We start from the raw sequence: 20,675 nt of genomic DNA on the forward strand, positions 1-20,675 counted from the left end.
TTCGTGAAGATGATATATGGAGAGCATTAGGCATGCTTTAATTTTGGTAATCTAACAAGCAGACGCTATTTCGCCTTGTAATGCCTGCCAAGCCCTTAATTCCTGTATAATTTGGTTCCAACTGGTTCGCACGAAGTCCACTTTCGAGAAAATCAAACTTAAATTTGCTATAATTAGAATATGAAAAACATTAAACCTTTTATTATTATTCTGTTGGCTTTTGTCGTAGTGATGCCGGTGATTTCTTTAGCGCAGACTACGAATATTTCCGGAACGGCCGTTTCAGTCCCGCCGACGGCTATTCAGGCGGTACCTACCGAAACAAAGTCGGCTCCAGTGTCAAACACAGTTACTACTCAGGTGATGCCTGCCGAAACGAAATCAGTTTCAACGTCAAACACTGCTACTACTAAATGCGGAGTGAATAGTTTTTCCGTTTCCAATGAATGCGGCGTTGGCGCTTTTAAAAATTCCTATGTCCAATGTTATGACGGATATACGGAAAATCAGGGAGGGGATAGTTCCTGTAAACCTTCCTCGCTTTGGCAGGAATATGCCAAAAGCGTTTGCGTTAATCATTGCGCGATCACCAATACAACCACAAACACGAAGTCATCTGCTCCCAGCGCCGGTTCTTCTGCCGGTTCTTCCAGTGGGCAGAATGTTCCGATAACTTCAACGAAAACCGTTTCCCCGGGAATTCCCGTTACGGCGGCTACCCCTCAGGTCATTTCCGTTTGTTATATCGGCAATGATTTGATGAAACAATATGATATTCTTCTCTCCGACCTTCAGACGACCCAAGCCAATGGCGACACGGAAAAAAGCGATGCGATAACTCAAAGAATTTTGGAACTCAAAAAACAAATTACCGCAAGCAAAGAAAGGTGTAATACTGCGACAACACAATTGCAATCGCCCACCGTTGTTCAGTCGACGCTGACAATTTCTCCCGCTACCGCTACGGCAGTAGAAGTGAACCGATGCGGCGAAGTCAAACAATGGCAAGAAAAAATTATTTATTATCAAGAGTTGAACGCGTTGAGTGACACCGAGTTAAAGAACAAAACCGGTCTTTCAAGAGACGGAATCAAAAACAATCTGACTAATTTGGAAGATGGCCTCCAAAAAGTAAAAGCGCAGTGTAGTCTTCAAACTGTGGCTGGCGTTTCAAGTGTTTCTAACCGGGCGATAATCGCCGAGCCGGTAAAACCGGTGGCAATCCAATCGGCCCAAGAAATAGACACTTATTATAAAGCCAAAATTGAAAATATCAGCGCCATTCAAAACACCTCGCAACAAGTTAAAGAGCTTCAGACCTTAAAGTATGAAAAAACCCAGATGGTCGGCGATTTGATTAAAAACCGGAACGAAATTGAAGCGAGTGAAATTAATCAAGTGGCTACGGATATAAAAGTCAGTAAAAATGAAATGAAAATTGATAACGTGATAATAGTGGAGGCCACCGGAAAAAGAATATTGCTTAACGTGGGGGACAGGCCGATAAGCGTGGAATCCAACGGGAGCATTGTCATTATTAAAGATAAAAATCTGGAAGTCACAACTGACAATGTTTCCATATCCGATAATTTACTGAAAATAGGAAATGTTGAAGTTAAGATGACGGCCAGCCAGGCGGCGGAAAAATTAAATATTGCGCCGACAGCCGTCCAACTAACCACAGAGAATGACCAGCCGGTATATAAAATGGAAGTCAGCGAATCAAGAAACCTTTTCGGATTCATAAAAATAAATACCGGGAATACGCAGACCGTCAGCGCTGACAACGGAAATTTAATAAGTGAAAAACGCCCCTGGTATTATTTCCTGACCACGAAATAGTTTTCCGCGCAAGTTTATGAAAAACAAAAAGATTATTATTGTTTTGGCAATTATCGGCGTCATATTGGCGGTCTTAATCGGCGTTTATTTCCTATTTTTTCAGAAAACCGCGCAACTGAATTTGAACAACACGGCGGAAGAGACCGCGGATAACGCAACGGAAAATCAAACACCGACAACGAATCAAGGAAAAACAGAAAATGGCATTGTAACAGATAATCAGCCCAGCCCCGAACAATCTCAAAATAAAATAATAACCGATGATTTTTCCATTAATCTTCCTCCGGGCTGGTCAAAAACCGAAGCCGCGGCCGGGGTTTCGGCAATGGCTTTTGACACGAATGAAATCATAAAAGATTCCGCGGCCCAAAAAATTAATTTCAAAAGTTATTTGGCGGTGGTTTTTGACGCGCTTCAGGGAAAAACTCTGGATGAATACCTGCAGAACCTTAAAAACTCGCTTCTGCAAACTATTCCGAATACTGTTTTCACTAAAGAACAGGATATGACAATAAGCGGCAAACTCGGCCATGCAATGGAAGTGGAACTTTCTCAACAAGGAGTAAATTTCAAAATTTTGACGGTATTCGTCAAGGATGAAAAAGAAGAAAATGTCTGGATTATAACTTTCAACACGATTAAAAGCAGTTGGGATGGATATAAAGAATCTTTTTATAACACCGCGAATAGTTTTGTTTTGAAAAAATAATTACCTCAGGGTTATCCACAATCCCACCGCGCTGTTTATTTAATGGATTTTTGCTATACTTAAATCAGTGAACAAAAAGGTCGAAAAAATATAATTTAGAAAATTAAAATTAAAAAATTATGGCACAATTATTACAAAGTTGGGGTGATGTTACCTTGCAGGCCTTGAGCAATCTTTGGATTCAGGTGTTGGGCGTTATTCCGATGATATTAGGAGCGTTGATAATTTTTGTTGTCGGTTTGATCGTCGCTTCGGTTTTGGACATGATAGTGATAAAAGTTGTCCGCTTGATAAAATTGGATAATCTTTTGATGCGCTCGGGATTGGAGGAGTACTTGAAACGGGGCGGTTGGAAGCTTGATACCGGAAAATTCCTGGGAAAGATTGTTTATTGGTTTGTGGTTATCGCGTTTGTCCTGGCTGCTTCCGATATTTTGAAATTTTACGCTTTCTCCGGTTTCCTCAGCTCAATTCTTAATTACATTCCCAACATCATTATAGCCGTTTTGATTTCATTGACGGCCTTCATTATTGCCGGATTCCTCAAATCAATAGTTAAGGTTTCCGTTGCCGGCGCCCGGTTTGAAGTAGCGCACTTTTTAGGCGCTCTTGCCTGGTGGACAGTGGTGGTTTTCGGATCATTGGCCGCTTTGGCGCAATTGGGGATTGCCAGCAGTTTGTTCAATATAATCATTTCCGGTTTGGTGGCTATGTTTGCCTTGGCCGGCGGAATCGCTTTCGGCTTAGGAGGCAAAGATTATGCTTCTCATCTTCTTAATAAAATGAAAGATGAAATAGAGCATAAAAGATAAAAGTTAAGTTAATCAACCCCGCATCTTTTCTGGATTATTTCACGTACGAATTCGCGAAAGCGAAATTCGTATCCAGAAAAGATGCGGGGTTGACAAAGTTTATAATTTACCCAATACTTTATACATATATGTATATTTTTCACTATAACGGGCGAGGTGAAAAACTTTATTAAGTTAAAGTTTGTTGTATACCCCGCCTGAAAACGGCGGGAATTTTATTTTTATAGCCGGACAATTTGCCCCCAGACCAATTAAGCATTAATGTCTACCGTAAAAAATAAATGCTCAATCGGTGTGTGGGTAAAGAAGAAAAGATTGAATCGGAAAGAAATTTAAAAAATTAATATGACCCCCGTGCCAAGTCTTTTTTTTGGCGCGGAATTAAATTAGACAATTTTTTGAGGTAGAGAATTAATAAGGGTATATGGTGGATGCCTTGACACAAAGTGGCGATGAAGGACGTGGCGTAGCTGCGATAAGCCTCGGTGAGGTGCCTAGCAACCTTTGACCCGGGGATTTCCGAATAGGGAAACCTATTTGCATAAAATGCAAATGATTCCAAATATAAATTTTGGAATAGCAGACCCGCTGAAGTGAAACATCTCAGTAAGCGGAGGAACAAAAAAAAGATTTTTATTCCCTGAGTAGCGGCGAGCGAAACGGGAAGAGCCTAAATTTGTTAAAATTTTCGCAAGAAGATTTTAATGAACGTTGCAAGATGGAAATTTTTCTTAAGTTTTAAAGCTTGAAACTTAAGATAAGAGTTACAAATTTGTTGGCTAGTCGAAACCGTTGGAAAGCGGTGCCAAAGAGAGTGATAGCCTCGTAGACAAAAGTCGGCAAACTCTTAGTTTTTCATTCTTAAGTACTCCGAGGCCAGACAACCTCGGAGGAATCCAGGAGTACTATCTCCTAAGGCTAAATACACTTTGTGATCGATAGTGAACAAGTACCGTGAGGGAAAGGTGAAAAATAGGCCGTTGAGGCCGGTGAAATAGAATCTGAAACCATATACTTACAAGGACTCGGAGCCTTACAATTTCGCAAGAAATAACGGGTGACGAGGTGCCTATTGAAGAATGAGCCAACGACTTTATTTGCATTGCAAGTTTAACCTCGCGAAGCGAGGGAAGCGAAGGGAAACCAAGTGTTAATAGCGCTAATAGCAGTGCGAGTAAGACCCGAAGCCAAGCGAGCTTGTCCTGGTCAGGATGAAGGCCGAAGAAATTCGGCTGGAGGTCCGAACCGGTGAGCCGTTCAACACTCTCGGATGAACTGGGATAAGAAGTGAAAAGCTAATCGAGCTTGGTAATAGCTGGTTCTCTCCAAAATAGTTTTAGGACTAGCGTCGGATAAATAGATTTCTGGGGGTAGAGCACTGGATGATTTGTAAAGGACGAAAGTTCGACAAATCAATCAAACTCCGAATACCAGATTTTGTTCTCCGGCAGTCAGACTACGGGGGCTAAGCTCCGTGGTCGCGAGGGAAAAAGCCCTGACCGCCGTCTAAGGTCCCAAAATGTATGCTAAGTGTTAAAGAAAGTCTCCAACCAGAGACAAATAGGAGGTTGGCTTAGAGGTAGCCATCCTTTAAAGAGTGTGTAACAACTCACTATCCGATGGTTGGGGGCGTCTAAAATTTATCGGGGCTAAGCATACTACCGAAGACGCGGATTCGTTTTTTGTTTACAAAAAACGAGTGATAGGAGAGCATTTCCAGCCGCTGTGAAGGTTGACCCGCGAGGGCGACTGGAGCGCTGGGAAGAGAGAATGTTGGCATGAGTAATCACAAATCAGATGAGAAATCTGATCCCCGAAAATCCAAGGTTTCCTCCGCAACGAAAATCGACGGAGGGTTAGGCGGCCCTAAGGCAATGGCGAAAGCCGCAGCTGAAGGACAGTCGGTTGATATTCCGACCTGCCCATTAATTATCGATGGAGTGACAAAGAAAATAAAATCGCGCGCCTTAATGGTTTGGCGTCATTAATAATAAGATTGGGCATCCAGGAAAATCCGGGTGCAAGCCTTTAGTGGCACCCAATCGTTTATCGAAGTAAGGCTAAGTTTTTACTTGGCTAATGCGATTGAAGAGTCTTTCAAGAAAACCTTCTAAGAGTTATGTTAATGGGCTCCGTACCGTAAACCGCCACAGGTGGGTGAGGCGAGGAGCCTCAGGGGAACGGGTAATTCTTCGTTAAGGAACTCGGCAAAAAAGCAGACGTAAGTTCGCAATATGTCTTGGCTGACGCAAGTCAGCCCGCAGCGAAAGAATCTCTGGCGACTGTTTACCAAAAACACAGCTCCCTGCTAACTCGTAAGAGGATGTATAGGGGGTGACGCCTGACCGATGCGAGAAGGTTAACGGCGGGAGTGCTCTGACGCAAGTTGGAGTGCCCACTGCCCGAAGCCCTCGTCAATGTCCGCAGTAACTATAACTGTGTTAAAGTAGCGCAATTCCTTTTCAGGTAAGTTCTGAAGCGCACGAATGGCGTAACGATCGGAGAACTGTCTCAACGAAGAGCCCGATGAAAATGCGATTCCCGTGAAGACGCGGGGTACTGGCAGTAAGACGAAAAGACCCCGGGAGCTTTACTGCAGCTTGATATTGTTTTTAGAACTTTAATGCGTAGTGTAGTGGGTAGGCTTTGAAGTTTCGCTTTCGGGCGGAATGGAGCCGACAATGAAACACCCATCTTTCGAGTTTTAAAATCTAATCTGAACGGCAAAAACGTTCGGAGACACTGTCTGGCGGGCAGTTTTAATGGGGCGTTATCCTCCTAAAGAGTAACGGAGGAGTTTATTAAGGTCGGCTTAGCCCGGATGGAAATCGGGCTGGACGCGTAAAGGCAAAAGCCGGCTTAACTGCAAGACTGACAAGTCGCGCAGATGCGAAAGCAGAACTTAGTGACCCGACGATTCTTTATAGAAAGGTCGGAGACACCGGATAAAAGCTACCCCGGGGATAACAGGCTGGTGGAGCCCGAGAGTCCATATCGACGGCTCCGCTCGGCACCTCGATGTCGGCTCACCCTATCCTGGGACTGAAGAAGGCCCCAAGGGTTTGGCTGTTCGCCAATTAAAAGGGTACGCGAGCTGGGTTCAAACCGTTGAGTTCATAAACATAATTACGGTAATTGCCGTAATTACAGTAATTACTGTAATTTTTATGAATTGAACGGTTTGAATCCGAGGATTATGACATCAATCACGGCGGTTATAGAAAGTAATTTCTATATTCCAATAGTTTAATTAATTTAGCTAACTAATATCGGTGGAACCCTAATTGATGATTAGGGCAATACCGAGGGAATTCTTTATAAATTAAAGAAGCCCGTAGAGACTAAGCGTTAGCCTCCGCCAAAATTTTGTAAAAAAATGGGCGGATGAAGATATAGTCCAATACACTTAGTAATAAGTGACCAATATGCGTGAGACAGGTTGGTCTCTATCTACTGTCAGCGATGAATACTTGAGGGAAGTCGACTCTAGTAAACAAAATTTGCTACTTTCCGAAGTAATTCGGATTGAAAATTCGGCTAATAACGGTGAAATCTTACCATTTAATTATTACAATCGGTCTTGTGATAATTTACTTGAGGACCAAGAAATGCTAAGATAATACCGTGGGAAGTCAATCTAAAATCAACTTAGCTTATATAGCTGGATTTCTTGATGGCGATGGAAGCTTAATGCTTCAAATCAAAAAACGTAAAGAGGGGAATATATCCAAGAGGCGTTTCATGCTAACGATTTGTTTTTATCAAGATTCGCGCCATGATAAGCCCCTTTTATGGATTAGAAAAATTTTGGGAATAGGTTATCTTTCCAAAAGAAAAGACGGAATGTCGGAATTAAGAATCAATGGCTTCCGCCAAACGGAAAAGATAATCAAATCTCTGTCGCCGTTCATTAAATTCAAGAAAGTCCAAGCTAAAATTCTTTTGGCATCGGCGAAGTTGCTTCAAAAAAGCAAACTAACCGGTAACGAATTAAAGAGATTGGTTGATAATATTCTGAAAATTCAATCAGAAAATTACACAACTAAAAGAAAGAAAACCAAAAGAGAATTGCTAAAAAATTTAGGTTTGACCCCGTAACGACTGAATTCCGCCGATTGGCGGATGAAGATAATATCAATTTTGATATTATAATACGCCGGCCCCGCTAAAATTTTATTTTTGTAAAAATTTAGGCGGGTGAAGATATAGTCTGCGCACATAGTGATATGTGAATTCGTGACGAGAGGACCGAGTTGAACGAACCTCTGGTCTACCGGCTTCAGCACCTGCTGAACCGCCGGGTAGCTATGTTCGGCCGGGATAAGCGTTGAAAGCATCTAAACGCGAAGCCCCTCCCAAGATTAAGTATCACTAAATAATTTATTATTTAGGTGGTCCCCAGAAGATTACTGGGTTGATAGGCCTTAGGTGTAAGCTCCGTAAGGAGTTCAGCCGAGAGGTACTAATAGACCATCTATTCTCTACCTCAAAAAGTTGTCTAAAATCGTGCTTCACTATTGTTCGGCATAAATCGGCTTTATCAGCATTTATCAGCGTCAGTGGCGAGCGATAGCGAGGCACGAAAATATTCCTCGGTGATACAGTTTATGGTGTCCTACCCGTTCCCATTCCGAACACGGAAGTAAAAGCCATAAACGCCAATGATAGTCCTTCGGGGCGAAAGTAGGCTTTGCCGGGGATTTTTATTTTAATATTTTAGTATTTAGTTGTAATATTTATATATGACCCCTCGCTTGGTTAAACAACTGCTTTACGGCGCTTTCTATTTTTTAATAATATTTATTATTTTTTGGCTGATTTATATTTTATTTTTGAAACCCGCGCCCACTTGTTCCGATGGACATCGGAATCAAAACGAAATCGGCATTGATTGTGGCGGATTTTGTCCGTCCTGTGAATTAACCCAATTGAAAAATTTGGCGGGTGATTGGGCTTTAGTTTTGCCGGCTGGAGAAAACGGGATAACGCTGTTGGCTGAGATTACTAATCCCAATTTGAATTTCGGGGCTGAAAGTTTTTCTTACCAATTCAAAATCATCGGCCCTTTCGGCTTACTGAAAACCGTTGGAGGTCAGTCATCTATTTACAGCGGCGAAATAAAATATTTAATAGCAACCGCCGTTCCGGTTAATCCTCAAGACGCAAAACGGGTGGAACTGGAAATATCTGCCTCCAGTACTGTTTGGCAATCGCAGGAAAAAATGCCCAAACCTGATTTAGCGAATCCCTCTCATCAAACAGTAATTTCAAACGGAAGCGTAATAGTGAAAGGTATTATTAGAAATAAAAGTCCTCTTTTAATATCTCAAACAAAAATCATAGCCCTTATTTATAATTTTGATGGAAGCCAAATCCTAAACGCGTCTTACACAACCTTAGCTGGCCTCAAAGGGGATGAACAGCGGGCCTTTTCCATTGGATTCCCGAAAGGCGATTGGACCAAAAAAATAGATACAAACAGAACCAAGATTTTTATTGAACCCCAAATTACCAAATTACAGTAATTACAGTAATTGCCGTAATTACGGTAATTAAATTTTTATGTTTAAGAAACTTGATTGGTGGCTTATCGGCGCTTTGATTTTTATGGCCGCGGCCAGTTTAATATCGCTTTCGTCTACCAAACCGGCGCTTTTTCAAATCCAACTTATTTGGTACGCATTGAGCTTTTTGATTATTTTTTTTGCGGCAAAAATTAACTGGCGTTGGCTTATAACCCAAAATTGGTTTTTGCTGTCTTTCTATTGGCTGACGATCATTTTATTGATTGCCGCCTTTTTTTTCAGGCCTATCCGAGGCGCCCAAAGCTGGTTGATAATCGGAAATTTCCAGTTTCAGCCATCGGAATTGGCAAAAATTTCCCTGATTCTTATTTTCGCCAGTTTTTTCTCGCGCCGTTATCTTGAAGTTTCATTGATTAAAAACATAGCCGCTTCATTTTTTTATTTTTTTATTCCGGCGGCGCTGGTAGCGCTTCAACCGGCTTTGGGTATGGCTATAATTTTTTTCGGTATTTGGTTCAGTTTTTTGATAGTAAGCGGCTTGAAATGGCAGAGGATTTTCGCCAGTTTTTTAATTTTTATTTTGGTATTTTCTTTTCTTTGGATGACTTTTCTGAGGCCCTACCAGAAAGAAAGGGTTTTGGGATTTATCTTTCCGGACCGGAATCCTTTGGGAACGAATTATAATGTCATTCAGTCAAAAATCGCCATCGGTTCGGCGGGATTATTCGGAAAAGGCTTCCAGCAGGGGACGCAAAGCCGGCTGGGTTTTCTGCCTGAAGCCCAAACCGATTTTATTTTTTCCGCTTTCGTGGAAGAATGGGGATTGGTCGGCGGCCTTCTTTTGATTGCCGCTTTTTTGCTGATTATTTTCAGAATAATTAAAATTGGCATCAAATCGGAAGGCAACTGCGCCAAATTTATTTGTTTGGGCGCCGCTATCGCCCTCGGTTCGCAATTTTTCTTTAATATCGGTTCTTGTCTGGGGCTTTCACCGGTGGTGGGGATAACTTTTCCTTTTTTCAGTTACGGAGGATCTAGCTTATTGACTAACGCTTTGCTCATCGGTATAATACAAAATATTGCAATTGAATCCTCGTTTTAACAAAAGGGTGAGTTTTATTTTGGTTGGCGGAATAATACTGGCAGCAGTCCTGATTTTGTTTTCTGTTTTTTATTTTAACGGGTTGAAGCCGATAGGTTCGGATATAAAATTTGAATTGAAAATTGAAAAAGGGCAGGGATTGAAAGAAATTTCCGCCGCTCTTTCTCAAGCCCGGATAATCCGCTCAATAACTGTTTTTAAACTTTACGCTATTTTTACGGGCAAAGCCCGGCATTTGAAATCAGGCATTTATCAATTGAACGGCCGCTTGAGCGTTCCGGAAATAATTAATTTTTTGATTGATGATTCAAGCCAAGAAGTTTCCATCACTATCACTGAAGGCTCAACTCTTAAAGAAATAGACCGGATTTTGAGTTCGGCAAATATTATCCCAAAAAATTCATTAGTTAGTTTTTATTTTCCCGTCCATGGCGGGTCCGCCGCAGGCGGAAAAAATGACGAACTAATAAAAGCTTATCCTTTCTTGGAAGGTATTGACAATTTAGAGGGTTTCCTTTATCCTGATACTTATCGTTTCAAAATTGACTCTTCAGTCGAAGAGGCAGCTAAAAAATTTTTTGATAATTTTCAGAACAAAGCTTGGCCGTTAATAAGCCAAAAAAATAATTGGTATCAAATTTTGATTTTAGCTTCTATTTTAGAGAAAGAAGTTCCGGTTTTTAACGATCAGCAACTGGTGGCGGGGATTCTCAATAAGCGGATAAAAGTGGGAATGCCTATCCAAGTTGACGCGACTGTTCTTTATACTAAATGCCAAGGGGATTTTTATTCCTGTTCTCAGCGTAAGTTATCAACGGGCGATTTGAAATTGGATTCGCCTTATAACACTTATTTGAATTTAGGCTTGCCGCCGACACCCATTGCCAATCCTGGTCAGATGGCGATACAGGCCGCTTTAAGTCCTAAGGCTTCAAATTATTGGTTTTATCTTTCAGATTCCCAAACGAAAGAAACGATTTTTTCCGAAACTCTGGAAGATCAAAACAAAAATCGTCAAAAATATCTATAAAATTATTTAAGATTAAGATGAATTCTTTAACAAAGAAAAATTTCTCTTCTTATCAAAAACCGTTTATTGAGGAGTCAAATCTAATAGAAATTCAAACTAAATCCTATAAGTGGCTTTTAACCGCCGGCTTAAAAGACCTTTTTGAAGAATTTTTTCCGATTAAGGACCGAACCGGAAAAGAACTGGAACTTCATTTTCTTGATTTTGATTTTGACGAACCCAAATATGATGAAATTCAAGCTCAGAACAAAGAGCAAAGCTACGAAGCCACTCTCCGGGTTAAATTAAAATTAGTAAACAATCTCTCTAAAACCAGCAATACCCAAAAAATTTATTTCGGCGATTTCCCGATGATGACCGAGCGGGGAACGTTTATTATCAACGGCGTGGAAAGAGTGGTGATTTCCCAGTTAATCAGATCCGCCGGCGTTTATTTCTCGGCCGATATTTTCCGGGGACGGAAATTTTTCGGCGCCAAAGTGATTCCTAATAGGGGCGCGTGGCTTGAAATAGAATCCGAACCCAACGGTTTCATCGGCGTAAAAATAGACCGGAAAAGAAAAGTTCCGATTACCTGTCTTTTGAGAATTTTTGCCGCGGTTGCCGATAAAAAGAAATCGCTTACCAATGAAGAAATTCTTAAAATTTTCGGCAAAGCGATTGAACCGACTCTCCTGAAAGATACCGCCTCCAATGATGACGAATCTTTCGTGGAAATTTATAAAAGATTGCGTCCCGGCGATTTAGCTACGGCTGACAATGCCCGTTCTTTAATCCAGCCGATGTTTTCGCGATTTGACCGTTATGATATTTCTCCGGTTGGCCGTTTTAAAATTAATCAGCGGTTGGATCTTAAAAAAGAATCGCGACAACTTGATTTGGAAGATCTGATAGCAATTATCAAAGAAATTGTAAAACTTAATAACGAACCGATGGCCGAAGCCGATGATATTGACCACCTCGGTAATCGCCGCGTGAGAGCGGTGGGAGAATTGGTTCAGAACAGATTGCGGGTCGGGTTCGCCAGAATGCGCAGGGTTATTCAGGACAGGATGTCAACCTTAAACGCTATGGAAATATCAATGCCGACACAGTTGATTAATCCCAAAATTTTGATAGCGGTGGTAAAGGAATTCTTTATGCTTTCCCAGTTTTCTCAGTTTATGAACCAAGAAAATTTCTTGGCCGAACTTGAGCATAAGCGTTTGCTTTCGGTTTTGGGTCCCGGCGGATTGACTCGCGAGCGGGCCGGATTTGAAGTCCGCGATGTTCATCGTTCTTACTACGGACGTATTTGCCCGATTCAAACTCCCGAAGGAGCTAATATTGGATTGGTCAATCACTTAGCCAATCTCAGCCGGGTGAATGAATTCGGTTTCCTGGAGGCGCCATATTATAAAGTTAAAAATGGGATAGTCGGTTTGGAAGTGATCTGGCTTGACGCTTTTGAGGAAGAAAAATATAACATCGCTCACGCCGCCATTGATATTGATAAAAAAGGAAAAATTTTAGAATCCACGGTTGAAGCGAGAATTAAAGGCGAGCCGGCCACTTGTTTAAGAGAAGAACTTGATTTTATTGATGCCGCTCCGCATCAGGTTTTTTCCCCGGCCGCTTCCTTGATTCCTTTTATTGAACACGATGACGCCAACCGGGCGTTAATGGGTTCAAACATGCAACGACAAGCCGTTCCGCTGATTAAACCGGAAGCTCCGTTAGTAGGCACCGGGCTGGAAGGAAAAATCGCCGAGAATTCCCACCAAGTGATTACCGCTCCGGCTGACGGAGAAATTACCGTCGTTGACGCTAAACATATTGAGCTGAAAACTGCCGCGGGAACAAAAAAATATGATTTGATTAAATTCAAACGGTCCAATCAATCAACCTGCATCTCTCAATATCCGGTTATCAAAAAAGGACAAAAAATAAAGAAAGGGGATTTTTTAACCAGCGCCTCTTCAATAGACAATGGCCAGTTGGCATTAGGGCAGAATCTTTTAGTGGCTTTCACTCCGTGGGAAGGAGCCAATTTTGAAGATGCGGTTATTCTTTCGGAGAGAGTAGTGAATGATGACCGTTTCACGTCCATACATATTGAAGATCACTACTGTGACGTCCGCGAAACCAAACTTGGCCCGGAAATTACTACTCCTGATATTCCCAATGTATCCGAAGATAAATTAAGAAACCTTGATGAAGAGGGAACTGTTAGAATTGGAACCGAAGTTAACCCGGATGATATTTTGGTGGGAAAAATTTCTCCAAAAGGGGAATCTGAATTAACCTCCGAAGAACGTTTATTGAGGGCTATTTTTGGCGAAGAAGCCCGCGATGTTAAAGACACTTCTCTGGTAATGCCTCACGGAGAACAAGGGCGGGTTATTGGCATAAAAATTTCTTCCCGTGAAAAAGGAGACCAACTTGACCCGGGCGTCATAAAAAGAATCCAAATCCAGGTAGCCCAGTTAAGCAATATCCAGGTCGGCGATAAATTGACGGGCCGCCACGGAAATAAAGGCGTCATTTCTCAAATCAGACCGGTTGAAGACATGCCTTATCTTGAAGATGGAACGCCGGTTGACGTGATTCTTAATCCTTTGGGCGTTGCTTCCCGGATGAATATCGGCCAAATTTTGGAAACCCATTTGGGTTTTGCCGCCAAAAAATTAGGATATCAGGCGGTTACTCCGATTTTCACCGGCGCTTCTGAAGACCAAATAAGAGAAGAACTCAAGAAAGCCGGTCTGCCGGAAGACGGAAAAGTAAAAATTTTTGACGGCCGGACCGGTGAAGCTTTCCGTAATCCGATAACGGTCGGCTACATATATGTAATGAAGCTTAACCACTTGGTTAAAGATAAAATTCACATGCGGTCTACCGGCCCCTACTCTCTTATCACTCAACAGCCCTTGGGCGGCAAAGCGCGTCTTGGCGGCCAGCGTTTCGGAGAAATGGAAGTCTGGGCCCTTGAAGGGTACGGCGCCAGTCATACGCTTCAGGAAATGCTTACTATTAAATCCGATGACGTAATGGGCCGTTCTTCAACTTTTGAATCCATAATCAAAGGAGAAAAAATCAAAAAACCCAGTTTACCGGCTTCCTTCAATGTTTTGGTAAGTGAAATTAAAAGCTTGGGATTGGACGTGGAAATAATAAAATCCAACGACCAAAAAGACAGGTTGGAAAAAGACCTTAAAGATATTCAGGCTATTTCCATAAAATTGGCCTCGCCGGAAAAAATTATTTCTTGGTCTTCAGGAGAAGTCACTAAAGCCGAAACCATCAACTACCGCACCCAACGACCCGAAAAAGACGGATTATTTTCCGAGAGAATTTTCGGACCGACCAAGGACTGGGAATGTTATTGCGGCAAATATAAAAAAATCCGTTACAAAGGCGTGGTCTGCGACAAGTGCGGCGTTGAAGTCACTCGCTCAATAGTCAGACGCGAACGGATGGGGCACATTAATTTAGCCGCTCCGGTTGTTCATATTTGGTTTCTGAAAAGCGTCCCTTCAAGATTAAGTTTGATTCTTGACGCGCCCCTGCCGAAACTGGAAAAAGTCATTTATTACGCCTCCTATATTGTCACGGCTATTAATAAAGACAGCAAAGATTATGAATTTAAAAAGAAAGAACTGCTTGCCGAAAATATCAAACCAGGGACAATTTTGAACGAGAACGAATATCTTGATTTAAGCGAACGTTTTGAAAAAACCTTGGAAATTAAATCCGGCGCCGAGGCGATTCGGAAAATTTTAGAGAACTTAGACCTTAAAACTCTGGTTCATCAGCTGGAAAAAGAACTAGAAGAGACCAAAGACGCCAATCGCCAAATACGAATTTTAAAACGGCTCAATTTGGTAAAATCCATGATAAAATCCGGCATCAGACCCGAATGGATGATTATGAATGTCTTGCCGGTTTTGCCTCCCGATTTAAGGCCGATGGTCGCTTTAGACGGCGGTCGTTTCGCCACTTCCGACCTTAACGATCTTTATCGGAGAGTTATTAATCGCAATAATCGTTTGAAGAAACTGCTTGAATTGAAAGCGCCGGAAGTGATTGTCACTAACGAAAAGCGAATGTTGCAGGAAGCCGTTGACGCTTTAATAGACAACGCCAGTTCCATCGGCGCCCAACAACTTTCCGCTCAGCGCCGTCCATTAAAATCCCTGGCTGATATGCTCCGGGGCAAACAGGGCCGTTTCCGCCAAAATCTTTTGGGCAAACGGGTTGATTATTCCGGCCGCTCCGTAATTGTCGTCGGCCCCGAATTAAAACTTGGCGAATGCGGTTTGCCTAAAAAAATGGCCTTGGAACTTTTTCGTCCTTTTATTATCCATAAAGTTATTGAACGCAGTTTGGCTCATAATATTAAAAACGCCAATAAATTTATTGACCAGGGTTCGGACGAGGTCTGGGCGATTTTAGAAGAAGTCATCGCGGACAAAAAAGTACTGCTTAACCGGGCGCCGACTCTCCACCGTTTGAGCATCCAGGCCTTTAAACCGATTCTTGTGGAAGGATTGGCTATTAAAATTCCGCCGCTGGTTTGCGCGGCTTTTAATGCCGACTTTGACGGCGACCAAATGGCCGTCCATCTGCCGCTTTCCGAAGAAGCTCAATATGAAGCCAGAGAACTCATACTCTCTACGGTTAATCTCTTGAAACCGGCTTCAGGCCACCCGGTCGTCAGTCCTACTCAGGATATCGTCTTGGGCTGTTATTTCCTTACCAAACTCCAGCCGGAAGCGAAGGGAAAAAATTCAATCTTTTCAAGCTTTGCCGAAGCCACTTTGGCTTATGAGCGCGGTTTTCTTGACCTTAACGCGCCGATTAAAATCGCCCTTCCGAAAAGAAGCAAAAAACTCATAGATACAACTTATGGCCGTTTAATCTTCAATAATCAGCTTCCGAAAAATTTTGATTTTATCAACGAACTGCTCAATAAAACCGCTCTCTCAAAAATCAGTTCCTTGATTATAGAAAAAGTGGGCATCAATCAAGCCGCCGTTTATTTGGACAACATTAAAAATATCGGCTTTGAATACGCCACCATTTCCGGAATTACCTGGGGAATGGACGATTTGAAAATACCGGAACAAAAACCTCAAATCATTGAAAAAGCGGAAAAAGAAGTAGCCACGGTCAATGACGAATTCCGCCAGGGATTATTAACTAACGAAGAAAGAAAAAATCAGGTTATTATTATTTGGGATAAAACCAATAAAGAAATCGCCAGTCTTGTTCCTAAAACATTCCATCCCGACAATCCTGTCTTTATTATTTTAGATTCCAAAGCCCGCGGCGGCTGGGCGCAAACGGCCCAGATGACCGGCATGAAAGGATTGGTTATCAACCCGAGTGGAGAAGTCATTGAATTGCCCGTTAAATCATCTTATAAAGAAGGATTGGACATTTTAGAATACTTTATTTCCATTCACGGCGCCCGCAAAGGCCAGGCCGACACCGCGCTCAGAACGGCAGAAGCCGGATATTTGACCCGCCGTTTGATTGATGTAGCCCAGGACGTAATAATCCAGGAGGAGGATTGCCAAACAGAAGAAGGAATTGAAATTTTCAGAAAAGAAGGGGACGAATACGGTTATCATTTTGCCGAGCGGCTTTATTCGCGAACGGCTTTGGAAAATATAAAAATTAAAAGCAAAATTATCGTGAAAGCCGGTGAAGTTATCGGCCGCGAAGCCGCCGAGCTTATTGATAAATCAAAAGTGGAATCAGCTAAGGTCCGCTCGCCGATTACCTGTAAAACTCTTTACGGAATTTGTTCGCGCTGTTACGGCTTGGATTTAGGAACTAACCAGCCGATAAAACTGGGAGAAGCTGTCGGGATTATCGCCGCTCAATCAATCGGCGAGCCCGGAACTCAGCTTACTTTGAGAACCTTCCATTCCGGCGGCGTGGCCGGGATTGATATCACCCACGGTTTGCCGCGGGTAGAAGAGGTTTTTGAAGCCCGTTCGCCTCGCGGGAAAGCCATCCTGGCCGAAACTGATGGCGTTGTTGAATCCATTAAAGAAGATAATTCAATAAAAATCGTAAAAATAAAAAGTTCGGCTTCAAAAGGCAAAAAAGCCAAATATTTTGAATATACGATTCCTCGGACGACCATCCTTTTGGTAAAAACCAATGACAAAATCGTTAAGGGCCAGCAAGTCAGCGAAGGTTCAATTAATTTAAAAGAGCTTTTAATCGCCCAAAATAGCCGAGAAGTGGAGCGCTATATCGTCAACGAAATTCAAAAAATTTATGTCCCCGAAGGAACTATTATCAATGACAAGCATATTGAAATAATCATCCGCCAAATGTTTTCTCGGGTAACAATTAAAGAAGAAGGAGATACTAATTTTGTCATCGGCGATGTCATTGAAAAATCAAAATTCTTGGAAGTTAACCGGCAAACCAAAAAACTCAAAGGCGAACCGGCAAAAGCCCAGCTTATTTTGATGGGCATCACCCAGGTCAGCTTAACCACTGAAAGTTTCCTCTCGGCGGCTTCTTTCCAGGAAACTTCTCGCGTCTTGGTAGGGGCGGCCATCAGCGGCAAGGTTGATAAACTCCGCGGCCTTAAAGAAAACGTGATTATCGGCCGCTTGATTCCGGCTGGCATCGGCTGGCGGGGAATACCCGTGGAAGCCGTCAGCGACGAAGAAGAAAATAAAGAGATTGAAGAAGGCAACAAATAAGTTTGACTTTGGGAAAAAGTTTGATATTCTAATGATGAAAGTGGATAAGCGCTAATAAATATCCGCATAAATCAGCGTACTTTATGGAAGAAATTGAAAAAAGAAAATACGAGATTGGTTTCGTGATAAAAACCGAAGACGCGGCGATTATCTCTCAATCCTTGAAAAACAGGGGATTTGTTGTTTTGGCTGAAAATCCTTTAGAAAAGATTCAGCTGGCTTATCTCATAAAAAAAGAAAGTTACGCTTATTTCAGTTATTCCCATTTTGAAGGCGATCCGGCCGCTATTAAAGAGTTGAAAGAAGATCTTAAGCTCAACCCGGAAGTTCTGCGTTATTTGATAATCACTCCGCCTTTCATAAAAAAACTCGCCTGGAGAAACCCCGCGTTTTCCGAAACATCCGGAGAAATGAAATTCACTCCGCCTGTCGCTAAACGAAGTCCGGCTATTGAATCAATCTTAACCAATGAAGCGTTGGAAAAGAAAATTGAAGAAATATTAAAATAAAAATATGAATTTAAACAAAGTATTTCTTATCGGTAATTTAACCAGGAACCCGGAACTTAGAGCTCTGCCTTCAGGCGCGGCAGTTGCTTCTTTCGGGATAGCCACTAATCGGATTTGGAAAAATCAGCAAGGCGAACGGCAGGAAGATGTGCAGTTTCATAATGTTGTTGTTTTCGGCCGTCAAGCTGAAATCGTGAACCAATATTTAACAAAAGGAAGCTTGGCGTTGATTGAGGGCCGGATTCAAACCAGCTCATGGGACGGAAAAGATGGAACTAAGCAATACAAAACGGAAATCGTGGCAGAAAGAGTCCAGTTTGGTCCGCGAAGCGCCGCAAAACAGGAAGGATTTGTTAAAAATGAAACACCAAAAGTCGTGAATCAAAATCCGCCAATTCGCGAAGAATTGCCGGAAATTAATATTGACGAAGGCGAAATAAGACCGGAAGATTTACCATTTTAAAATTATGAATAAGAAACAGTGTTTTTTTTGTTCCCAAAATTTAAAAGACGTTGATTATAAAGAGATTGAATTACTCCGGCGTTTTGTGTCCGGCCAAAGCAAAATCATTGACCCGCGATATTCCGGCATCTGCGCCAAACACCAGAGAAAACTGGCGCAAGCGATAAAAAGAGCCCGGTATTTAGGATTATTGCCGTTTGTTTCAAGATAATTACAGTAATTACTGTAATTACCGTAATTACGGTAATTGAATAAAAAATGTCTTTCGATTTTTATATTTTTCAAGCTTTCCATAATTTAGCCAATAAGTCTAATTTTTTTGATGGGCTGATTGTTTTTTTGGCCGGCTACCTCCAGTATGTTTTATTAGCTTTGGCGATTTTTCTGTTGCTTGCGAAAATAAAAGATTGGCGCCATCAGCTTTATATCGTTTCGGTTTTTCTACTTTCGGCTATTATCAGCCGGGGATTGATTACGGAAATTATCCGATTTTTCTATCACCGATTAAGGCCATTTTTGGCTCTCAATCTTACGCCCCTAGTCAAAGATTTCAGCGGCTCTTTCCCTTCCGGCCATATGACTTTGTATTTCGCTCTGGCTTTAACTATTTTTTTGATAAGCCGAAAATGGACCTGGTTTTTTGTCGCCAGCGTTATTTTGATGGGCCTGGCAAGAATCGCCGCCGGCGTTCACTGGCCTTCGGATATTATAGGCGGAATTCTAATTGCTATTATCAGTTATTTTATTGTCAAAAAAATTCTTCCCTCAAACAATAAAACCGCCAATTAAGCGGTTTTATTTTTCTTGTGCCCGAGGAGAGAGTCGAACTCTCACGACCTAAACGGTCAATGGATTTTGAGTCCATCGCGTCTGCCATTCCGCCACCCGGGCTCCTTTTTAATTATAACGCATAAATTTTAACAGCCAACTCGCGAAATTCATAGCCAAACCAAACTTGTCTGAGAAAATATCCCGCAGGCACTGAAAGATTGGTTTCGCCGTAGGCGAATTTCAGCGCCGAGGGAAAAGAAAATTTTGCCGCTGGAGCAAAATTATTCTGGTTTTCGAAGGCAAGTTTGGTTTGGCTAAAACTAAAATCAATTCGGAAATGTATATTGATAATGCCATAATTTTTAGCTATAGTAAAGAAGAATATGGCCCGCGTTATTGCAATCTGTAATCAAAAAGGGGGAGTCGGAAAAACAACCACGGCGATGAACTTGGGCGCTTATTTAGCCGCTTTGGGACGGCGCTGTCTTTTGGTTGATTTTGACCCCCAAGCCAACGCCACTTCCGGTTTGGGGATAACGCCGCCACAAGAGTCAGTTTACACCGCTTTGATGAGCGGTCTAATCCCCAGCCATTTGATCAGAAGAACCGCCATTTTCGGCTACGAAGTTCTGCCGGCTTCCCAGGATTTAGCCGGCGCTTTGGTGGAATTAATTTCTTTGCCCGAGCGGGAATATCAGTTAAGAAAAACTATCAATCAACTCCGGCATTTATACGATTTTATATTAATTGACTTGCCGCCCTCGCTTAATCTTCTGACTGTTAACGGGTTGATAGCCGCCGATGAAGTTTTGATGCCGATTCAATGCGAATATTACAGTTTGGAGGGGATAGGCCAGCTTTTAAAAACTATTGACCTTATTCGCGAAAATCTCGGCTATAAATTAAACGTGGCGGGTGCGGTTTTAACGATGTATAATAAAAAAGAACGGCTTTCTCGGGAAGTGGTTAAAGAAGTTAGAAGACATTTTCCTTATCATGTTTTTAACTCTGAAATACCCCGAGCAGTCGCTTTGGCCGAAGCCCCAAGTTTCGGCAAACCCATTATTCTTTACGCTCCTAACACCCAAGCGGCTCGGGCTTATCTGCTTTTAACCAAAGAAATCATCAGCCAACAAGAGAAAGGCGCAAATAGTCAATTCGCTAATCAAGTTTTTGGTAACCTAATAACATAATTTTTATAA

General features: G+C 42.1%; 12 protein-coding genes, 1 tRNA gene, 2 rRNA genes and 1 pseudogene. 15 read left to right on the forward strand and 1 reads right to left on the reverse strand.

Annotated features, from left to right (window positions below; translation table 11 throughout):
- The first annotated feature begins 180 nt into the window (after positions 1-180).
- The 14 genes and pseudogenes from Q8N22_00700 to Q8N22_00765 all read left to right on the forward strand — a co-directional run bounded on the left by Q8N22_00700 (position 181) and on the right by Q8N22_00765 (position 19,491).
- Positions 181-1,842: a hypothetical protein gene (locus tag Q8N22_00700; protein ID MDP3052461.1), complete on the forward strand. Its 1,662-nt coding sequence runs from the start codon at positions 181-183 to the stop codon at positions 1,840-1,842.
- 16 nt (positions 1,843-1,858) lie between these two features.
- Complete coding sequence (locus tag Q8N22_00705) at positions 1,859-2,551, forward strand: type II secretion system protein (protein MDP3052462.1); 693 nt, start codon at positions 1,859-1,861, stop codon at positions 2,549-2,551.
- Positions 2,552-2,670: 119 nt separating this feature from the next.
- Positions 2,671-3,363, forward strand: a complete 693-nt coding sequence (locus Q8N22_00710; GenBank protein ID MDP3052463.1) for a hypothetical protein — start codon at positions 2,671-2,673, stop codon at positions 3,361-3,363.
- A gap of 404 nt (positions 3,364-3,767) precedes the next feature.
- Positions 3,768-7,849, forward strand: a 23S ribosomal RNA gene (locus tag Q8N22_00715).
- Positions 7,850-7,953: 104 nt separating this feature from the next.
- Positions 7,954-8,063, forward strand: a 5S ribosomal RNA gene (gene rrf / locus Q8N22_00720).
- 42 nt (positions 8,064-8,105) lie between these two features.
- On the forward strand, positions 8,106-8,888 hold the full coding sequence (locus Q8N22_00725; protein MDP3052464.1) for a hypothetical protein: 783 nt from the start codon (positions 8,106-8,108) through the stop codon (positions 8,886-8,888).
- A 37-nt stretch (positions 8,889-8,925) separates the two neighbouring features.
- Complete coding sequence (locus Q8N22_00730) at positions 8,926-9,990, forward strand: FtsW/RodA/SpoVE family cell cycle protein (GenBank protein ID MDP3052465.1); 1,065 nt, start codon at positions 8,926-8,928, stop codon at positions 9,988-9,990.
- A gap of 7 nt (positions 9,991-9,997) precedes the next feature.
- Positions 9,998-11,020: an endolytic transglycosylase MltG gene (gene mltG, locus Q8N22_00735; protein MDP3052466.1), complete on the forward strand. Its 1,023-nt coding sequence runs from the start codon at positions 9,998-10,000 to the stop codon at positions 11,018-11,020.
- A gap of 17 nt (positions 11,021-11,037) precedes the next feature.
- Positions 11,038-14,163 (forward strand): annotated as a pseudogene (locus tag Q8N22_00740) (DNA-directed RNA polymerase subunit beta).
- A gap of 36 nt (positions 14,164-14,199) precedes the next feature.
- On the forward strand, positions 14,200-17,730 hold the full coding sequence (gene rpoC, locus Q8N22_00745; GenBank protein ID MDP3052467.1) for a DNA-directed RNA polymerase subunit beta': 3,531 nt from the start codon (positions 14,200-14,202) through the stop codon (positions 17,728-17,730).
- An 83-nt stretch (positions 17,731-17,813) separates the two neighbouring features.
- Entirely contained in the window at positions 17,814-18,239 is a 426-nt protein-coding gene (gene rpsF, locus Q8N22_00750) for a 30S ribosomal protein S6 (protein ID MDP3052468.1), read from the forward strand.
- Positions 18,240-18,243: 4 nt separating this feature from the next.
- The gene (locus Q8N22_00755) at positions 18,244-18,702 is read left to right on the forward strand and encodes a single-stranded DNA-binding protein (GenBank protein MDP3052469.1); all 459 of its coding nucleotides are present in this window, start codon (positions 18,244-18,246) and stop codon (positions 18,700-18,702) included.
- 4 nt (positions 18,703-18,706) lie between these two features.
- Complete coding sequence (rpsR, locus tag Q8N22_00760; GenBank protein MDP3052470.1) at positions 18,707-18,913, forward strand: 30S ribosomal protein S18; 207 nt, start codon at positions 18,707-18,709, stop codon at positions 18,911-18,913.
- A gap of 47 nt (positions 18,914-18,960) precedes the next feature.
- Positions 18,961-19,491, forward strand: a complete 531-nt coding sequence (locus Q8N22_00765) for a phosphatase PAP2 family protein (GenBank protein ID MDP3052471.1) — start codon at positions 18,961-18,963, stop codon at positions 19,489-19,491.
- Positions 19,492-19,509: 18 nt separating this feature from the next.
- Here the strand turns inward: Q8N22_00765 and Q8N22_00770 are convergent.
- A tRNA-Leu gene (locus Q8N22_00770) sits at positions 19,510-19,593 on the reverse strand.
- A 263-nt stretch (positions 19,594-19,856) separates the two neighbouring features.
- On the opposite strand from Q8N22_00770, the gene Q8N22_00775 reads away from it, so the two are divergent.
- Positions 19,857-20,666: a ParA family protein gene (locus Q8N22_00775; protein ID MDP3052472.1), complete on the forward strand. Its 810-nt coding sequence runs from the start codon at positions 19,857-19,859 to the stop codon at positions 20,664-20,666.
- Positions 20,667-20,675 lie beyond the last annotated feature (9 nt).

The sequence above is a fragment of the bacterium genome, assembly GCA_030693325.1.
Taxonomy (GTDB): Bacteria; Patescibacteriota; Minisyncoccia; order UBA6257; family MFKM01; genus MFKM01.